16 protein-coding genes are annotated in these 17,227 nt (G+C 46.5%); 10 read left to right on the forward strand and 6 right to left on the reverse strand.

The genetic code is table 11. The annotated features are described in order from the left end of the window. Window positions 1-55 precede the first annotated feature (55 nt). Window positions 56-607: a DNA starvation/stationary phase protection protein Dps gene (dps, locus tag QUB30_RS01315; RefSeq protein WP_333327914.1), complete on the reverse strand. Its 552-nt coding sequence runs from the start codon at window positions 605-607 to the stop codon at window positions 56-58. Window positions 608-702: 95 nt separating this feature from the next. Further along, on the reverse strand, window positions 703-963 hold the full coding sequence (locus tag QUB30_RS01320; protein WP_333326537.1) for a sulfiredoxin: 261 nt from the start codon (window positions 961-963) through the stop codon (window positions 703-705). Between the two features lie 63 nt (window positions 964-1,026). Here QUB30_RS01320 and QUB30_RS01325 point away from each other — a divergent pair, with 63 nt between their 5' ends. Both QUB30_RS01325 and QUB30_RS01330 read left to right on the forward strand, forming a co-directional pair. Continuing rightward, window positions 1,027-1,164, forward strand: coding sequence for a hypothetical protein (locus QUB30_RS01325; protein WP_333327918.1), 138 nt, complete (start codon window positions 1,027-1,029; stop codon window positions 1,162-1,164). 133 nt (window positions 1,165-1,297) lie between these two features. Further along, window positions 1,298-1,780: a type I restriction enzyme HsdR N-terminal domain-containing protein gene (locus QUB30_RS01330; RefSeq protein ID WP_333327921.1), complete on the forward strand. Its 483-nt coding sequence runs from the start codon at window positions 1,298-1,300 to the stop codon at window positions 1,778-1,780. On the opposite strand, the gene QUB30_RS01335 is transcribed toward QUB30_RS01330, so the two are convergent. Together QUB30_RS01335 and QUB30_RS01340 are read right to left on the reverse strand one after the other, a co-directional pair. Continuing rightward, a complete protein-coding gene (locus QUB30_RS01335) occupies window positions 1,771-2,763 on the reverse strand; it encodes a restriction endonuclease (RefSeq protein ID WP_333327924.1) in 993 nt (330 codons plus the stop codon). The genes QUB30_RS01330 and QUB30_RS01335 overlap by 10 nt on opposite strands. A 133-nt stretch (window positions 2,764-2,896) precedes the next feature. Beyond that, window positions 2,897-3,580, reverse strand: a complete 684-nt coding sequence (locus QUB30_RS01340) for a DUF1345 domain-containing protein (RefSeq protein ID WP_333327926.1) — start codon at window positions 3,578-3,580, stop codon at window positions 2,897-2,899. A 193-nt stretch (window positions 3,581-3,773) separates the two neighbouring features. On the opposite strand from QUB30_RS01340, the gene QUB30_RS01345 reads away from it, so the two are divergent. From QUB30_RS01345 to QUB30_RS01380, 8 genes are all read left to right on the forward strand, one after another. Then, entirely contained in the window at window positions 3,774-4,028 is a 255-nt protein-coding gene (locus QUB30_RS01345; protein ID WP_333076419.1) for a hypothetical protein, read from the forward strand. An 82-nt stretch (window positions 4,029-4,110) separates the two neighbouring features. Then, complete coding sequence (locus QUB30_RS01350) at window positions 4,111-5,172, forward strand: Hpt domain-containing protein (RefSeq protein ID WP_333327929.1); 1,062 nt, start codon at window positions 4,111-4,113, stop codon at window positions 5,170-5,172. Between the two features lie 247 nt (window positions 5,173-5,419). Beyond that, window positions 5,420-5,884, forward strand: coding sequence for a Fur family transcriptional regulator (locus QUB30_RS01355; protein WP_333327932.1), 465 nt, complete (start codon window positions 5,420-5,422; stop codon window positions 5,882-5,884). 747 nt (window positions 5,885-6,631) lie between these two features. Further along, on the forward strand, window positions 6,632-8,824 hold the full coding sequence (locus QUB30_RS01360) for a hypothetical protein (RefSeq protein ID WP_333327935.1): 2,193 nt from the start codon (window positions 6,632-6,634) through the stop codon (window positions 8,822-8,824). Between the two features lie 47 nt (window positions 8,825-8,871). Beyond that, window positions 8,872-10,821 carry a DUF3685 domain-containing protein gene (locus QUB30_RS01365; protein WP_333327937.1) on the forward strand — a complete coding sequence of 650 codons (1,950 nt, stop codon included), beginning with the start codon at window positions 8,872-8,874 and terminating at the stop codon, window positions 10,819-10,821. Between the two features lie 224 nt (window positions 10,822-11,045). Beyond that, entirely contained in the window at window positions 11,046-11,531 is a 486-nt protein-coding gene (locus QUB30_RS01370) for a CRR6 family NdhI maturation factor (RefSeq protein WP_333327940.1), read from the forward strand. A gap of 305 nt (window positions 11,532-11,836) precedes the next feature. Beyond that, window positions 11,837-13,369: an NAD(P)/FAD-dependent oxidoreductase gene (locus QUB30_RS01375; protein WP_333327943.1), complete on the forward strand. Its 1,533-nt coding sequence runs from the start codon at window positions 11,837-11,839 to the stop codon at window positions 13,367-13,369. Window positions 13,370-13,760: 391 nt separating this feature from the next. Continuing rightward, the gene (locus QUB30_RS01380) at window positions 13,761-14,975 is read left to right on the forward strand and encodes an FAD-dependent oxidoreductase (RefSeq protein WP_333327946.1); all 1,215 of its coding nucleotides are present in this window, start codon (window positions 13,761-13,763) and stop codon (window positions 14,973-14,975) included. Window positions 14,976-15,122: 147 nt separating this feature from the next. Here the strand turns inward: QUB30_RS01380 and QUB30_RS01385 are convergent, their stop codons facing one another. Both QUB30_RS01385 and QUB30_RS33740 read right to left on the reverse strand, forming a co-directional pair. Then, window positions 15,123-15,995: a pentapeptide repeat-containing protein gene (locus tag QUB30_RS01385; RefSeq protein ID WP_333327948.1), complete on the reverse strand. Its 873-nt coding sequence runs from the start codon at window positions 15,993-15,995 to the stop codon at window positions 15,123-15,125. 783 nt (window positions 15,996-16,778) lie between these two features. Continuing rightward, window positions 16,779-16,898: a hypothetical protein gene (locus tag QUB30_RS33740; RefSeq protein ID WP_445251025.1), complete on the reverse strand. Its 120-nt coding sequence runs from the start codon at window positions 16,896-16,898 to the stop codon at window positions 16,779-16,781. Window positions 16,899-17,227: the final 329 nt, after the last annotated feature.

A 17,227-nucleotide genomic window follows, 5' to 3' on the forward strand; every position in this document is an offset into this window, starting at 1 on the left:
GCCCCACAGGAGTTTGGCAATTTATGAAGATGCAAGTTCAATTATTGAAAGCTTGCTATTTGACGGCTACTTTTTCCCGGGCGGCGGCTGTTGCAGTTGTCGCAGAACCTTGCAAATGCGCTTCTAGGAACCACAAACGCTTGTCAATTGTCCGCGAAATTTCGGTGTAGAGATCCGCTGTATCGGCGTCGCCGAGTTCCGCTGCTTTGTCGATGGCGACTCGCAGGTGTTGGGCGTAGGGTGCGTAGCGATCGGCCAAAGCCGTCACGTATTCTTTGCCGTCTACAATGTCGAAAGGAAATTCTGGCAGGATCGAATCTGCGGCGGCTGTGCGGGCTGTTCCTACTGCCAAACCGCCCAAAGCTGTGACCCGTTCGGCAACCGTATCAACGTATTCTTCGAGTTCTGTTGCCATTTCGTCAAACAGCAAGTGCAACTGGTAGAAGTCCATGCCTTTAACGTTCCAGTGAGCTTGCTTGACTTGGGTTTTTAAGTCCAGAGTCGTTGCCAGCGTGGCGTTGAGCAGCCCGACTACTTGAGAGCGGGTGGCGGCGGACATATCGATGCGGGTGGGGTAAAGATGTTGTTTGTGGTTGTTGGCTGTCATAGGTTTTTAGGTTGTTAGTAGTGATTGCCGATCGAATATCTTAGAAAGGTTTGGGCGATCGAATGTTTGCCTGTCGTGAATTGCTATTGAGAGGCTCAGGCTAAGTGCATCTGCAACACGGCACGGGGAGCTCGGCGTACATTACAGCGGATTGTTTCTAAACCGAGACGCTGGCAAGCTTCGTACCGGTGGCAGCCGGAAAATCCGTAATACTGACCATCTACTTCTAGCACGTCGATGGGTTCGTTTAAACCTACCTCGCGGATGGATTCCATGAGGGCGGCGACTTTGCTTTGGTCGTTGACTCGCGGCAGGGGGCGGCGAATCTGGTTGAGGGGAATTTCTTCTATCCTCATAGGGGCTCTCTTTTTTGCTTGTTATTAAATCATACTCGTAATGACTTCGCTTTAGCAAGAAAAATGTCAGGAAATTTTGAGATTGGCAAAACGGGGGCGTGCGATCGCCCGTTTGCTGTAGTGTCGGGGGATGGAGGGCGATCTGCTTTGGGTGGGAAAATCAGCATTAAAATTGCTGTCCCATCAACATCAACTTGGTAGATCAATTGATTGTCCGTGTCTTAACGTTTAAATGACCTAATTTGAATGCCCTCAAGTTATAATTTTGTTACGCAAAGCTTAGGCTAGTCGTTGATTTACTGCATCGCCAATAAATTTGCTGCGATATAATGCCATGATAAAAACATCCCAACCAGATATTGTTGTGACAAGCCAAGATGGGGAATATCTGATGATAGTTGAGGTAAAGCCCAAAGACATCAGTATCAACGCTCAACTTATTGCACAGCTTAAAAACAATATGGCATCTATTGGTTGTTCAGTTGGACTTGTCGTAACTGGAGAGCGCGTAATTCTGATCCGCGACTCCTTAGAAAAGTATAATGGTGAGTCAATTGATGTAGTTGGTGAAGCGAAACTTCCAGATTATTTGCTACCACCTGCAGATGAGCAATGGAAAGGACAACCTGGTGTTGAGTTTGAATCACGAGTTCAGCGATGGCTTGAAAAACTGAAACTGACTGCTAGTATGAACAACCTCCCAAATGATTTAAGAAACCTACTTGGCGAACCAATAATGAGCCTTCTCCGAATTGGGGAAGTGAGGGCTGCTGGCCCTAGATGGAGTAAGGTTGCAAACAGAAAAACTTACTGTTGATTTAATTTATCGACAATTAGATTACCAGAATCTAGTACCATCGGAACTATCTCTTTCAATTTCCTCAATTTCATGTAATGTCTTTTCTTGCTATTGAGAAGTGCTATTTCATCTGCCTCTGTGAAATATTTCTCAGTCCAGGCTGGTGGAGGGATAGTGTCTAATCTGAGAATCCCGTTTTCGTACTTAGGTTTTGATTCAAAGGTTTGAGCTTTTGATTTCAGCGCAAGTAAATCTTTGCAGTTCTCCTCGATACTGTCTAAGTGCTTATAAAAATTATGAATATGCCGCATCAATTCATCGCCACTCTGACTTAGAAGTATTCGACACGATATATCTTTCCATACACCACGATTTTGGCTGAGGCATGATTGCCACTTGTTAGATAAATAACCTTCCTCGTTGTGAGCGATAATTTCCTGAAGCAACTCGCAGTCTCGCTGTATCTCTAAACTAAGAAGATATCGAATTGATGCAACTTTCTGTCCCTCTTCTTTTTGCGGGTTTGCAAAGATATGCTCCCATACGCCATAATGCTTAGTGAGCAAATCATAATTATCTGGGTGTGCTAAGTAGCTACAGAGATCCTCCCAAAAAACTACATGAACAGTAAACTTATTTTGTAAGTGACGTTTATTATTTAGATTCCGAATATCATCTTGAATTTTTATGTCTCTTGATACTGTAGTTGCAATCAAATACTCGCTAATTTTAGAGGAAAATGACTCGGCTTTTTTAACCTCGGCTGCGATTGTTTCTCCATTGAGCTTATTGTCCCCATAGCATTTACATTGAACGGCAACATAATTATTAGAGCTATTTTGTTGACCGTATATGTCAATACCCTTCTGAGCTTGTCCAGTTCTACCGTACCTTTTAGCATTGGGATCTTTCCATTTTCGTGTGTAAATATCCCACACAATATCTTCAAACTCATCCCAAGACTTAGGTTTAGGCAGATCGCTTGTCGAAGGTGTAGGCATAGCCAATTATGAGTATTTTAAGTGAGGATATCACTATAGTAATACAAGTGTCCTACTGATGGATATAAAATACTTCAAAAAAAATAGGAAGTACGATCCTACCGATAACCTCAACATATGGAACTGAATTTTATCAAGTCAATCCCGCAATAATATTGACACTCATAGCCAGAATAGCGGTGTTAAAAAAGAACGACAGCACGCTGTGAAAAAGCACGAGATACCTCGTGGAACGAGAAGTAATCTGCACGTCTGCAACTTGGCAAGTCATGCCAATACCAAAGGAGAAATATAAAAAATCTTTGTAGTCAGGTTCCTCGTCGCCCGGAAAATCCAAACCCCCCGCCTGTAAGTAACTGCCGTGCTGCTTGCTGCGGTTTTTGTAGTAGCTGCGGGCATAGTGCATCGTGAAGATAGTGTGTACCTGCATCCAAGACCCAACAATTGTTAGGACAGAAAGCCCCAAGTGCAGAAATAGCAAATTTGGTGACAGACCTTTGGTATCGCGCAGCAGAAAGAAGATGGCTAACAAGCTAGCAAAAGCGGCTGCCACGATCGTACTTAAGATTGTTAAGCGGCCAGCATCCAACTGCTGAGCGTGGTGGCGCATCATTTCGGGAGTGCCTTGCAGCATCAGCATCCAAGTTAAAATCAGGAAACTGACCGCGCCCGCGTTCCAGATGCACAGCGTCCGAGTCAGGGGGAGATAGTCAGGTGGCAGCAACACAGCAACTGCCATAGCAAAGAGAAAAGACACAAACACGCGGTGCCGGACGCTCCAGACCCAGTGCATTTTAGATTGGGAAACATTTTTCACAATAATCTACTGTAATTTAGGCACAGTCAGGGTTAGAAAATCTCAACTACTGCCATCTTCGCAGGAACTCCCAAAAAATAGGTATGAATTGGTAACACGCAGCACAGGCAGGATTTTTCATGCCTTTCGATAGATCGATCGACCTCAACCTTCTAGGTACAGTAGGAGAAAAGATAAATTGTGGCTTGAAATTATGGCATCCTCCCAACCCCTCAAAGGCATTGAATTGATCGACTGCGCCAAAGCTAACGCCCAACAAGGAATCGCCACAGCCGCGAAGCTTTGCGGCTACGGAGGCGACCTCAACACCTTCGAGCGGGAACTGAAACAGGCTTGCCAAGACATCGGCGTCGAAGTCAAGGAGTTAAGCGACTTGATTACGGCTCAGCAGATGATGAAACAAGGAATGGGTATTGAAGTCGCTCCAGATACTCCCTCAGAACTCTAGGCTCAATCTCCACCGCACCAGTTTTAGAGCTAAGATTGCCCCGACACCAGTATTTTGAGTCTGCTAGCTGAGGCAGGCTAGAATGTTTTGCATGGGAGCTTCCGACTCTGGGCAGGAGTCGTGTTTTCTCCCGCGAAGAGGGTGCTTTCTGGAGGGTGCTGAGATTGTTAGGAGGACTGTCGTGTCAGATCAGCAAGACCGAATTATGCGTTTGTTTATAGAGGAGGCTAAGGAGCACCTCGATACTCTAGAAAATGGTTTAGTGGATTTAAAGTCCACGATGAAAGACCCCGAAAGCGTCCAAGAGATGTTTCGAGCCGCCCATTCCGTGAAAGGAGGGGCGGCTATGCTCGGCTTAGATAGTATTAAAACAACCGCTCACCGCTTGGAAGATTGTTTTAAGGTGCTCAAGGACGGGCCCGTCAAGCAGGTTGACCAAACGGCAGAATCCCTATTTTTAAAGGGAGTTGATACGCTTAAGGACTTGCTGGGGCGACTGGAGGGGCCTTTCGGCTTGAGGAATGAAGAGGGAGAAAAACTCGTGCAGCAGGTGATGCCTGTTTTTGCTCAACTGGAAACTCATCTCGATAAATTGGCGTCGGGCAAAGTGCAGCCTGCTGCTGGGTCTGGTACGCCCGCCGCTCCAACAGCGGGCGCTGTGCCGGCGAATTTTGCTGTTGAAGTGATGAGTTTACTCAAAGAAATGTTGCAGGTGTTCAAGCAGAAAGAATCGGCTGCTAGTCGCTCTGAGTTGACGGCTGTGTGCGTTCGCCTCTATAAGTTGGGAGGTAAAATAGAGACTTGGCAAAATTTAGTAAAAACCGCTAGAGCAGCGATCGTTAATCCCAAAAACTCTTATAAAGTCTTAGCTCCGCTGATTATCAAAGAACTCAAGGAAGCTGGCGATTTAGTACAAGTGGGGAAAGTCAAGACGATCGTTCCGAGTAAAAATTTGCTACTTTTGGCAGCAAACCCAAAACCAGCAGAGCCAATCGCCTCAACAGCCCCAGCAGCAGCCTCGAAGCAAGTAGCACTTCCCGCCGAACCGAAGGCGGTAGTCAAGCTTTTGCTCAAAACCTTCAACAAAAAGCAACTCTCGGACATCGCCAAGTTATTGGTTCACGCCATCAAATCCTCGAACTAGGAGTTGTTGCAGTAGAAGATAGAGTCGCAGCAATATTTGTGAGACCGAAAATTTTGTGGTGCGTGCTGGCAGCCTAAATTCAGCAGCAACTATAAAAAATTCACTCATTCGAGATTTTTGCCTTCTACCTTCTACTGTTGGGCAACCCTGCGTTAGAATTAGTGGATACATGATAGGCGTGCAATATTGTACAAACATTAAAATGTACAAAAATTAAAAATCGAGCAGGCTTTAGAAGGCGGTAGCTGTGAAACCAATTCGTTCATTAGAAGATGCTTTGAACCGCTGTCAGGCGATGGGAATGCGCTTGAGCCGCCAGCGTCGATTTATTCTAGAACTTTTGTGGCAGGCAAAAGAACACCTTTCGGCTCGCGAAATTTACGATCGCCTCAACCAACAAGCGCATTCGATCGGTCATACTTCTGTTTATCAAAATCTAGAAGCTTTGTCGAAAGCAGGGATTATTGAGTGCATAGAACGCTCGGAGGGACGCTTGTACGGCAATGTCAGCGACTCTCACTCTCACGTCAACTGTCTTGATACGGCTCAGATTTTGGACGTTCATGTGGAATTGCCGATCGATTTGATAGAGCAAATCCAACAGCAAACGGGCGTCAGAATTGTAGACTACCGGATAGATTTCTACGGATATCGATCGGCAGAGTCCGCCACGCAAGCATCGAGTGTCAGCGATACACCAAAGGCTTCGTAACGGATCGAGCAGCCGCTGTTGGAAGCAAAACCGATCTTTGTGCTAGGCCTGTCGGTCGTATAAAATCATTCAAGTATTTTAGCTGCGCTCGATCGGTTTTGTTGCGTCGCCCGCCGGAATTCGGCACAGTAGAAAAAACAGTAGAAAAAAAGGAAAACAGAAAAATAAAACTCGATCGGCAAGTTTGGCGATCGGGAATAAAATGTACAACTAAACCCAAAAAATCAATCCTACCCCCTACAGGTAAAAGTGTAGACCAAATCCGGCTTTAATACCCCCTTTATTTTTTAATCGGCTTGGAGCGGAGCAAAGTTTGTGTAGTTGCGGTTTCAAAAGCTGAGTCCGATCGGGCAATTTCTGAGCCGGATTTAATATGAGAGCTTAGTTGAAGCCCTCCCACAATTCATGTGCAGACTCAATTCTAAAATCTAAAATCTAAAATCTAAAATCTAAAATTGCTCGACTGACGGGGGCTTTATACTGTTTTTTCTGCTAAACGACCCCGGGATCTGTGAATAACTGTGTGATAACTGGTATGATTTACGTGCTTCGAGAGCCTAAAATACTCGGAAGCAACCAGTGGGGCTGGACACGAACCTCACTATAAAACGCCGTAGAGGGAAAGATTGCCAGTACCTTGAAGGAAGTTCTCGATCTCCTTAACAGGAGTCAGAAGCCGACATCACAATCTATGATTTGATGTGGGAGTGTCACATTCTAGTGCGCATTACAGGACAGGCTGAAGTAATGGCGAGACGACAATCTGACCAATTCCACACACCACCGCAATACAACCCATCCCCCAAACCGACGGCACATTTGAGTGCAGAGGCTACAGGCGATGCGAGTTCCTCAGCAACGGCGTCACCAATAGAGGGGAAAAGAACTTTTTGGCAGTGGCAGCTAATCTGGCTGAGTCTCCTGGTGGGATTTGGAGTAACGGGTGCCGCTGCATTTCTGTGGTTGCTGACGATGCCGCCGCCTCCCAATTGCCAGCAACTGTCGCCGCTGGCGGCGGACGGAGAGCGACTTTACTGCGCTCAGCAAGCAGCTAAGTCGGGCAAGCTAGAACAGCTAGAATCGGCAATGGCACTGGTGCAGGCTTGGCCGAAAGAACATCCGCTATACTCGCAGGGTCAACATTTGATAGGGGAATGGTCGAAAGCCATTCTGGGATTTGCCAGGGCAAAAATTGAGAGGGGCGATTTGAAAGGTGCTCTGGAGATTGTGGCGAAAATTCCGAAAACCAGTCCGTCTTACCCCGAGGTAGAAGAGGCGGTTACTGCTTGGGAAAAAAATTGGCAGGAGGGCCAAAAACTCTACGATACAGCCCTAGCAGCTTTGAAAAGTGAGGATTTAAGGAAGGCCTGGGATTATGCTCAAGCTTTATTTAAACTGGAAAATATTTTCTGGAGTCAGAAGCGTTACAACGAGCTGATCCAGCAGATTTCTTTGGAAAGAAACGGCTGGCAGCGGTTGCAAGAGGCTAGAGATTTGGCGAAGGAGGGAACTCCGCAAAAGTTCGCTGAGGCGATCGTCCTGGCTCGTAAAATAGACTCGCAGCTTTTTGCCCGCGCTAAAGCTGAGAAGGAAATTGAGGGCTGGAGCCGGACTTTGCTGGCAATGGCTACTAAGCGATTGGGGGCCAAAGATCTGCCGGGAGCGATCGAGGCTGCTTCTGTGGTCCCGCAGGATTCGCTACTGTTTGCGGAAGCTCAAGATTTGATGCAGTTGGGTAGGGCTCAGGCAGTGACGTGGAACCAGTCGATATCAACTCCGCTGCCACAACACATTTTTAGCTTGCTGGAAGGGCGGGGGGCTGCCAGCCAAATTGCTCCGGGCCGGCCTCTGTACAAGCAGGCTCAAGTTCAAATTGAAAATTTGCAGGTGCAGTTTCAAGATTTGCTGCGGCTGCAAGTGGCGAGCACGATCGCTAGTTTCGGTCAGATAGAGACGTTTGGACTCGCGATCGAGCACGCGCAAACCATCGGACTCAAACAGCCGCGGCGGGTTCACGCTCAAACTTTGGTGGCTGCTTGGCGGCGGGAAATTCAGCGGCTCGAAGACCAATCTTTTCTGACCCTGGCGAAGCAGTTGGCAGAACCGCAAACGGTTGAAGGACTCAAGGGCGGCATCGCTCAGGTACTGCTGATCGCTCAAAACCGCCCCCGCAGGATAGAGGCGCAAACTCTCTTGGCTCAGTGGACGAAACGCATAGAAGTTATTCAAGATCAGCCTTTTTTGGATGAAGCTATCGCCTTGGCGAAGCAAGGAAAACTTAGCGCGGCTATTGAAAAAGCTTCGGAAATTAAGAGCGGTAGGACTTTGTACGCCAAAGCTCAGGATAATGTCTATCAGTGGGTGAGCGAACTGCAAGTTGCTCAAGACCGACCGATTCTGGATCGAGCTTCGGAATTGGCATCTCAAGGCAGTCTAGGAGCGGCGATCGATACGGCTTCCCAAATCGGTTACGGTAGGGCGCTGTATTCAGAGGCGGTAGGTGCGATCGGGCGCTGGAGTGCCGAACTTAGAGCTAACACTGCACCGCCACCGGAACCCGCTCGCGAGTACGCGCCAGCTCCGCAACAGGAGGAATACGCGCCAGCTCCGCAACAGGAGGAATACGCGCCAGCTCCGCAACAGGAGTACGCGCCAGCTCCCGAGCCTTACTATCCGCCTGCGAGACAAGAGGCCCCGGCTCCCGAGCCTTACTATCCGCCAGCTCCCGAGCCGGAACCTTACTATCCGCCCGCGAGGGAGCCGGAACCGGAACCTTACTATCCGCCCGCGAGAGAGCCGGAACCTTACTATCCGCCCGCGAGAGAAGAGGCCCCGGCTCCGGAACCGGAACCGGCTCCTCCGGCTCCGGCTCCGGAACCCGCGCCGCCCTCGATTCCTGAATCGGCTGGGCCTCCTGATGCTAATTTGATCCCCGAGTAATTGGGTTTTCGCGCGATCGACCTCTAAAATCTCAAATCTAAAATCGAGTGAGTAACTTTCAACTGCTGTCGATCGATGGCGACCCCATTTTCCGGTTGGGGCTGAGAGTCGCTTGCGAGCAGTATCCAGACTTGCAAGTTGTCGCAGAGGTTTCAACGGGAAACGAGGCTTTGCGGGTTCTAGAGGCTCGCTCGCTAGACTCTGAAACAGCCAAGAAGCCTGCTGATTTGGCCATTTTGGCTGTTGAAACCATAAATTGGCGATCGGGTCAAATAGACGCGCTGGCATGGTGTGGCGAACTCAAAAGTTTGTACCCCAACTTGCCACTGTTGGTGCTAGGCGGGCCGCTGACTGCGGAGCTGTTGGCGGAGTTACAGGCGACGGGCGCGAATGGCTATTGTCCTAAAGGTAGAGATATTTCCCTGACCATCGAAGCTATTCGCGCGGTGGCATCTGGTAGCACTTATTGGGCGACAGACGTGGCATCTAACTCGGAAATAGCACAAAATGCAGCAGTGCTTCAAACAGTAGAAAACTCCGCAGTAAGTGCAGAGGAAAATGCAGATTATCCGAAAGTTGATACGCCCGTACACCAAAAAATACTGGCTGGTTTTTGTCTGTCTGGACTGCGAGAAATAGATACAGCATTGGCGGTTGTCAAAGCTGATTTGCAAGAGGTTAGAGCGGCAGATCAGACAGATTTGCCCTATATTTTAAATGAGGTTGTACTCAGCGGGCGTCGGCGAGAATTGCTTGCCGCTCGCTGGATTGTCAGTCAGTTATTGTTTCAAGGAAAAGGGGAAAATGAAGAAGGAATAAGGCAGAAGGCAAAAGGCAGAAGGCAGAGGGGAGAAGGCAGAGTGGAGAAAGAAGAAATTACAGGCGAGAATTTGTTAAATAATTCTCAATTGCAATTAGCGAATTCCCAAATTTCGGCTGAATCTTTGGCGGTTGCAACTGATTGGCAACGCAGCTTGTTTAACTCGGTAGCGGCTAAATTGCAGTTAGATTTGGTGAATTTGACTGGCGTGCCTTTGGAAATTGATATTTTGCGATCGACCAAAAAGCGTGAATTGATGAGTTCCATCCTGCGGAAGTTAAAGGATTTGCTGGAAGAATTGCGCTTTTCGCAAGTGCAGCAAACTCAATTATCGCAAAAAATGCCTGTTATTTTACGGGATTTGTGGGAGGCGACAATCATAGATTTTTTTGGCAGATACTATACACTGCAAACGGGAGAAAGTCGGGTTTTTGATGGCAGTCAAACGAGCTTGAACCTGGGAGAAAGTCAAGGTGGCAGCGCTGCTTATCTCTTGGCAGGCAGCGGCATAGAAGTTGTGCCGACGCTGCTAGCAGATGCCGATCTAGTGGCAGCAGAAATCCTTGACAAAATACCGATGACAGTTGATTTTTTTGCACATTTGCTATTTGAAACTCCGTTAACACTTGACAATATTTCTTGTGTTGCTGGCAGCCCGCAAGCGATGCAGCGATCAGAAGCTTTGTTGGAAAATTTGGCAATTCAAGTTGCTAGCGGAGTCGTACAGCCTCTGCTAAATAATTTAGCGAATATTGAGGAAATTAAGCAGATTTTTTACGATGGGAAGTTAATTTCAACGCGAGAAATTGAGCGGTTTCGGAATGAATTGTCGTGGAGATATCGCTGGAATAGCTATTTTGTGGAACCGAAAGCTATTTTTGAAAGCAGGTTTTGGCTGTTTGTTTTGGGCGATTCTGGAATTAAGAGAATTTCTATTTATTCTCCGAGAAATCGGGAGTTAGCACAGCTTTCTGGGTGGCAGTTGGCGTTGACTTTGCTGCTGGAAACCAGGGATGCGATCGCACCTAGAGTTCGCGCGGTTATTTCACTGCTGGGTACTGCTGTTGTTTATGTTTTGACGCAGGTTATAGGGCGGGGAATTGGTTTGATCGGGCGGGGAATTATCCAGGGAATTGGCAATTCTTTGCACGATAACAAGTTTGGGAAAAATGGGTAATGGTTCGGCAACGAGTAGTAGAAAAGATTGCATAAATCTTTGATGCAAGAGGGAAACCGCAGATTAACGGAGATTAACGCAGATACTTTTCAACATATTTTGCGAATGCCTGCAATAGTTCTATTGTGGGATTTCACTGATTTGATATAATCGGTAATTGGTGATTGGTAATTGATAATTGGTGTATTATAGATAATAACTTAATGCTATAAGGTTGACTTGTTATGAGTATTATGATAGCGATCGATGCCGATCGCATAAACAGTCTAGATTTGTCTCCGGTGCGTACTGCGATTGAAAAGTGGCTGGCAGAAGGAGCGATCGCCCAAAACGAACAACAGCTACAATTTGAAATTGAGTATCCGCGCGAAGAGTTAGATCCGCGAGAAATTTCGGAAATTCCCGAAGTGCGGCTGTGGTTTATTCGCTTGGATGCTTGTTATCCTTGGCTGCCATTTTTGCTGGATTGGAAAGCGGGAGAATTGGCACGCTATGCGGCGATGTTGGTGCCGCACCAGTTCCACCGAACCCAAGGTATTCAGTACAATCCTGAAGCTTTGGAAATGTTTTTGATGAACAAAATTTTTGTGTTGACTGATTGGTTGAATCAGCAGGAAATTCCCAGTAAATCGAAGTTGATGGCGATGTCGCAGATGTTTGGTTATGATTTGGAGGATGCTTTTTTTGATGTGATCGTGCCGCACCAATAAGCGATCGCTCGTCTAATTAACATAGTCCTCATTAGGTAAGTCAATGTATACCTAAAGACTTACGCACAAAGGTAGAAACCCGGTTTATTCCCTTGTGGGGCGGGCTTTCCAGTCCGCCTCCGAAGCTATAAGTTCTATCCACAACAGCATAATTAAGCTTAACAGCAACCGCAATCAGACTTTTATACAATCCTTAAACCAGCGCGCCTCGCAAAACTATTGCTGGACTTCACAATTTTCTCAGAATTGAGAGCTAGTTTAAATAAACAACGATCGCCCGATTCAATCGATCGAGGAAATTTCCCATGACAACAGATTACCTCATCGTCGGCAGTGGTTTATCAGCACTGGTTTTCGGAGCTTTGATGGCAAACTCAGGCAAAACCGTACACATCCTCGAAGCTCACGAGCATCCCGGAGGCTTTGGTCACACCTTTACGATGGCCAACAAATACACCTTTAATGCCCAATTCCACTACGTTTGGGACTGCGGCGAAGGACATACAGTCAATCGAGTTCTCAAAAAACTCGGTCTCGATCGAGATGTCACCTTTGAACGCTACGATCCTAATGGCTACGACCACATGAGAATGCCTGGGTATGCGCTCGATATTCCCTCGGAACCAGAGGAACTGATCCGGCGATTGTCGGCGCTGTTTCCCGAAGCGGGCGAGAGAATTCGCCAATTCGTCAACGAAGTCGAGAAAACCGGCGAGGGACTCCGAAAACTCGCTCCTCCCGTCAAACCAATTGAATTGCTCAAAAATTTCGGTGACGTATTCTGTGCCGTCCAACACCTCAACAGTACACTTCAGGACGTTTTCGACAAGTTCCAACTCCCGCAAGCCGCCCAAACCCTATTAGCCCTGCAATGGCCGGACTTTTTGCTGCCTCCAAATCAGCTTTCTTTCTATGCTTGGATTGCCTTGTTTAGAGGCTATCAAGAAGGTGCATTTTACCCGACGCAGCATTTTGAATATGTCATCAATTCTTTAGTTAAAGTCATTGAATCCAACGGTGGGAAAGTTCTACTAAACCATGAAGTCACGAATTTTAGGGTGACAAACAGAACATTAACGGGAGTTGAAGCGATGGATTTGACAACCCATCAAACCCATGAATTCACGGGTGACACGGTGATTTGCAACCTTGACCCGAAAAGAGCTGCCAAGATGATTGGAGAGGAACTGTTCTCTAAAAAAGTGCGGCGGAAACTCAACTATGAGTATTCTGCATCTAACTACATGGTGTACTGCGTTGTCAAAGATATCGATCTCCGGGACTATGGATTTGGCAAGTGGAATACGTTTCATTCTGAGCACTTGGATCTAAATGAAGCGTTTGCTCAAATGTATGACCAAAATGATTTTTCTCGTCCGAGCTTTGCAATTACAACGCCAACTTTACTGACGGAAGCGCGGGGGGATTGTCCAGAAGATTGTCAAATTGTCGAATTTCTGACTGTTGCTAATTACAGTTATTTTAAACAACTTTGGGAGAGCGATCGCAAAGCTTACAGGCAGAAGAAACAAGAGATTCTGGACTCGATTTTAGATGTTGTTGAAAAACACTATGTTCCCAATTTCCGCAAACACATGGTCTTTCATATTACCGGAAGTCCGACGACTAACGAGCGCTTCTGTTGGTGTCCTAACGGTAATTCCTACGGTTCCAGCCTGACGCCGCGCAACATGGGGGTCGATCGACTAAATCATGAAACATCCCTCAACAATTTCTATTTCTGCAACGCCTCCTCGGGCTATCCAGGCTTTGCGCCGACATTTTGGACGGGGGCGCTGCTTTATCAACGTTTATCCGGCGATGCGATTTTAGGCTAAGGAAAATTAGCAATTGGTTATTTTCCTGTTTCTCTCGTTCCTTGGCTTTGCCAAGGAATGAATTTCACTCTTGCTCTGCCTGCTCTTAAAAATCTCTCGTTTCTGCTCTCATTATCTCGTTCCTTGGCTCTGCCAAGGAATGAATTTCTGGAGGCTCTGCCTCCTCTTAAAAATGACCAGGCATAGCAAGACTGAAATGCCTTTCCAGGTAGAACCTGGAAACGATAATTTCTTCCTTCTTCCTTCTTCCATATTCCATCTTCCCGACATCCGTTACATCCGTTACATCCGTCGAGCGAATCCGTTGCCGAACTTCCTTCTGCCTGACATCCGTTACATCCGTCGAGCGAATCCGTTGCCGAACTTCCTTCTATCAATCTAGGAGTGAACTATGAGAATTGCAATTGTTGGGGGCGGAGCGAGCGGTATGGCTGCAGCCTACTGGCTCGATAAACAGGGGCATCACGTCACTGTGTTGGAAAAGCAGCCAATTTTAGGCGGACACATTCGGACGCTGAACAAAAATGTTTCGCCCAATCAATCTGAGTGCAGTGAAATATTAGAAAATGGAGTGCTGGAATTTCCGACTGTGTTTTACAATTTCGTTGCTTTAATGCAGGAGTTAGGGGTTGAATTAGAACCCGTGCAGATTGGTTCAGCGCTGTTTCTTAAAGATGGCAGCCACTTTTTATCTGCGGTGTCTATCCGAAAAAATTTCACCGGAATCCAACGCCTGATCGAGTATTTGCGGCTTGATAGTCTCTACGCTCGTTCGGCTGCATTTATTTTAAAAATGCGGTTTGCTAAACAGCACGATTTCTATGATGTGCCGCTTTCTGAGTCTTTGAAAAGCTCGTGCGTCCGCAATTATTGGCTGAAGTTGCTGACAATGTACAGCTACTCGATACCGTTTGAATTGCTCGACAATTTCCCCGCAGAATTAGCGATGCCTGTTTTGCGCGAATATGCCTCGGTCAACTGGGTGAGGATTAAAGGCGGTGTGTATTCTTACATTGAAAAGATTTTGGAGCGATTTAAGGGCGATATACTGCTAAATGTGGAGATAGCCAGTATTTTTAGAAGTGCGGATGCTGTAAAAATTGTGCTTTCTGATGGGGAAATCCAGGAATTTGATAAGGTGGTTTTTGCGATGCCACCCGATCGAGTTATGAGGCTGTTGTCCGATCCGACGGATGCGGAAACGAAGCGGTTTTCGGCGTGGAAAGCCAATTATGCAACCACTGTACTGCATTCGGATACATCGATGTACGATCGCTACGGTATCCGCAAGTTATCAGAATTTGATTTTTTCGAGACGGACAAGGGATGGGGCTATAATGCTAGCTTGAATCAGCTTTGCGGCATCTCATCGGCCCGAGAGTACAGTTTAGCTTTTCAACTCGAGGAGTCGATCGACAAAAAGCAGATTATTCACCTTCAGAAACATCACACGCCACTGTATACTGTCGAGTCTTTTCGATATCGAGATGAAGTTATCGAGACTAATGGCGAGAACAACACTTATCATGCGGGAGCTTACTTGGGGGATGGTTTGCACGAAGGAGCTATTACATCTGCTTTGCGAGTCGCAAAACTGATCGGGTAAGCTCAATAATGGTTCTACAAACTCTCCCAAATATCGGTAAATTTCTTGCCGGTGCAGCACTCTCACCGAAAGTAACGATGTCTGCATCAAAAGTTAAACAAATGCCATAGTCGCCGACTCGGATGCGAGATTGATTTTTGCCGTTTGCTAAGCTGCGACAGTACCCGTCGCAGTTAAGTAGACATCATTGCTTACAGATTCGGGCATTGTGGCTCCGGCTAACTGAGTACCCTCAAAGTTGGCTCCCATTAATGTTGCCCCGGTCAAGTCGGCTTCGCTCAAGTCTGTATAGCACAGCCTAGCCCAATCAAGATTTGCCTGCACCAAAGAAACTCCCACCAGATTTGCTCTGCTTAAATCTGCTCCCATCAACTTGACGCCCCGCAACTGAGCTCCGCTGAGATTGGATGCTATCAAGTTCGAGCCTTCCAAGTTCACCGCGTTGAGTTTGGCTTCGCTCAGGTTGACGCCATTGAGATCCGTCCTGCTCAGGTCGATACCGTTGATGTAAGCTTTCCTGAGATAAATGCCTGTTAGTTGAGCGCCAAAGAGCCTTGCACCGCTGAGTTTTGCTCCTCCGCAGTTGGCCCAGTTGAGGTTTGCCCCCGTGAGGTTCGCGCCCCGCAGGTTGATGAATTTCATGTCGGCTGTACACAAATTGGCATTCCAGAGGATGGCACTGCGCAAGTTGCTACCTATTAGTTGGGCTCCGCTCAACTTTGCCCTGGGCAGTTTTGCTTTGACGAGGAAAGCTCCGCTGAGATTGGCTTTCGTCAAATCAGCGTCCGCTAGTCTGACTTGGCCCATTTTGGCAAAACTTAGATTTGCCCTGTAAAGGTTTGCGCCGTTAAGTTCTGCTTTGGTCAGATGCGCCCGACTCAGGTTAGCTCCCGACAGGTTAGCCTTCGAAAGGTTTACCCCAACTAAAATGACTCCGCTGAGGTTGGCTCCGGCGAGGTTGACGCCAGCAAAGTCTCTGTTTCCATTTTCGTAGTCTTTGAGCAGCTCGGTTACTTCCATACGGGTCAGATTCCTAATAGCGGAAATTTATTTATAAATAAACACTCTTGATAAATATTTTATATCAAAGTGAGCGGAGGCGATCGCACTTTCAAGAAAACTGAATATTAACTTTATATTTATAAAGATACTTTGTGCTTTTTCCCGAGTCCCAATAGTTTTGATGTCTTCGTCTGAAACCATTGATTTACCGTTGGCAGCTTTTGTGCCTCGGCAAGGGTTGCCCTCGTACTGAGAGCGCTTCAACCGTTATTTTACGGTTGGCCTTCAAAAACTGTCCGAATTTTTGGATTAACAACTCTATATATTCATTGGTGACTTTTGTATAATTACCTTTTTCACGTCCGTAGCGGAGTGATTATCCCTCTTTTGTCACTCTGGGAAAATAAAAATAGCAGCCAAATTTTTAACTGTAGATATAGCGAGCATTTGAGCGTTTATTTTCTAACAGAATGGCTGAAATCAGGATTTTTGGTAAAAGTCTTATGCTCTAAGCGTTCCTGATTATTTTTTGCCGAAAGTGACAAATGAGGGTTATAGATGCTCGGCGTTCGATCTACACACCCATATACTAATGTGCTCTAGCTAAAACATAAAAAATTACTAATTTATTGAGAGTTTTTTCCATCATCAATACTACAATCAATATCCTTGTTTTCAAATATTGAGAACAACTTTTTTTAAAAAGAGACTGCAAATTTATGGGTTGTATTGGCGTCAGTTGTAGCGAAGGCTGGCATAGTCGTAGCTCCCTATTTTATCTACTGTCATTTTTAATTAAAATTAGATGTAAAACAGCTTAACAGCAAGCGATAATTCTTCTCTGTTGTCTTGCAGCAGTTCTACGATCGCGCTTTTCAAGCTTTCCTTGAGTCGTTGGGGGTTGAGAGTAATTTCAGACATTCAGTCCTGGACGCATAGACTCTACCTGTAGGGTGCGCAGTGCGCACCTTACCACTACAGATATTGTTGTAAAAAATGATTCGTTGCGTAAGTCCTAACATTGTACTTATGAGGGATTTATCGATATGCCTAACGGTAGAGGCTATTCGTTCAAAATCTAGCAGATAATATAATGCAGATTGTACAAAACTAACAGTAAGTAATATTTGTGTGGGATCGCCCCTCTCTACTGGCAGTTAGGTACTGGAGTTTAGACTAAGAAAAGCTGGCTCAGCTAGAAACTGAGGCAGAAAAAATCTATTGTGCAGCAAAATATATGTGATTAAGAA

The organism is Microcoleus sp. BROC3, from assembly GCF_036702515.1.
In the GTDB taxonomy this organism is placed as follows: Bacteria; Cyanobacteriota; Cyanobacteriia; order Cyanobacteriales; family Microcoleaceae; genus Microcoleus.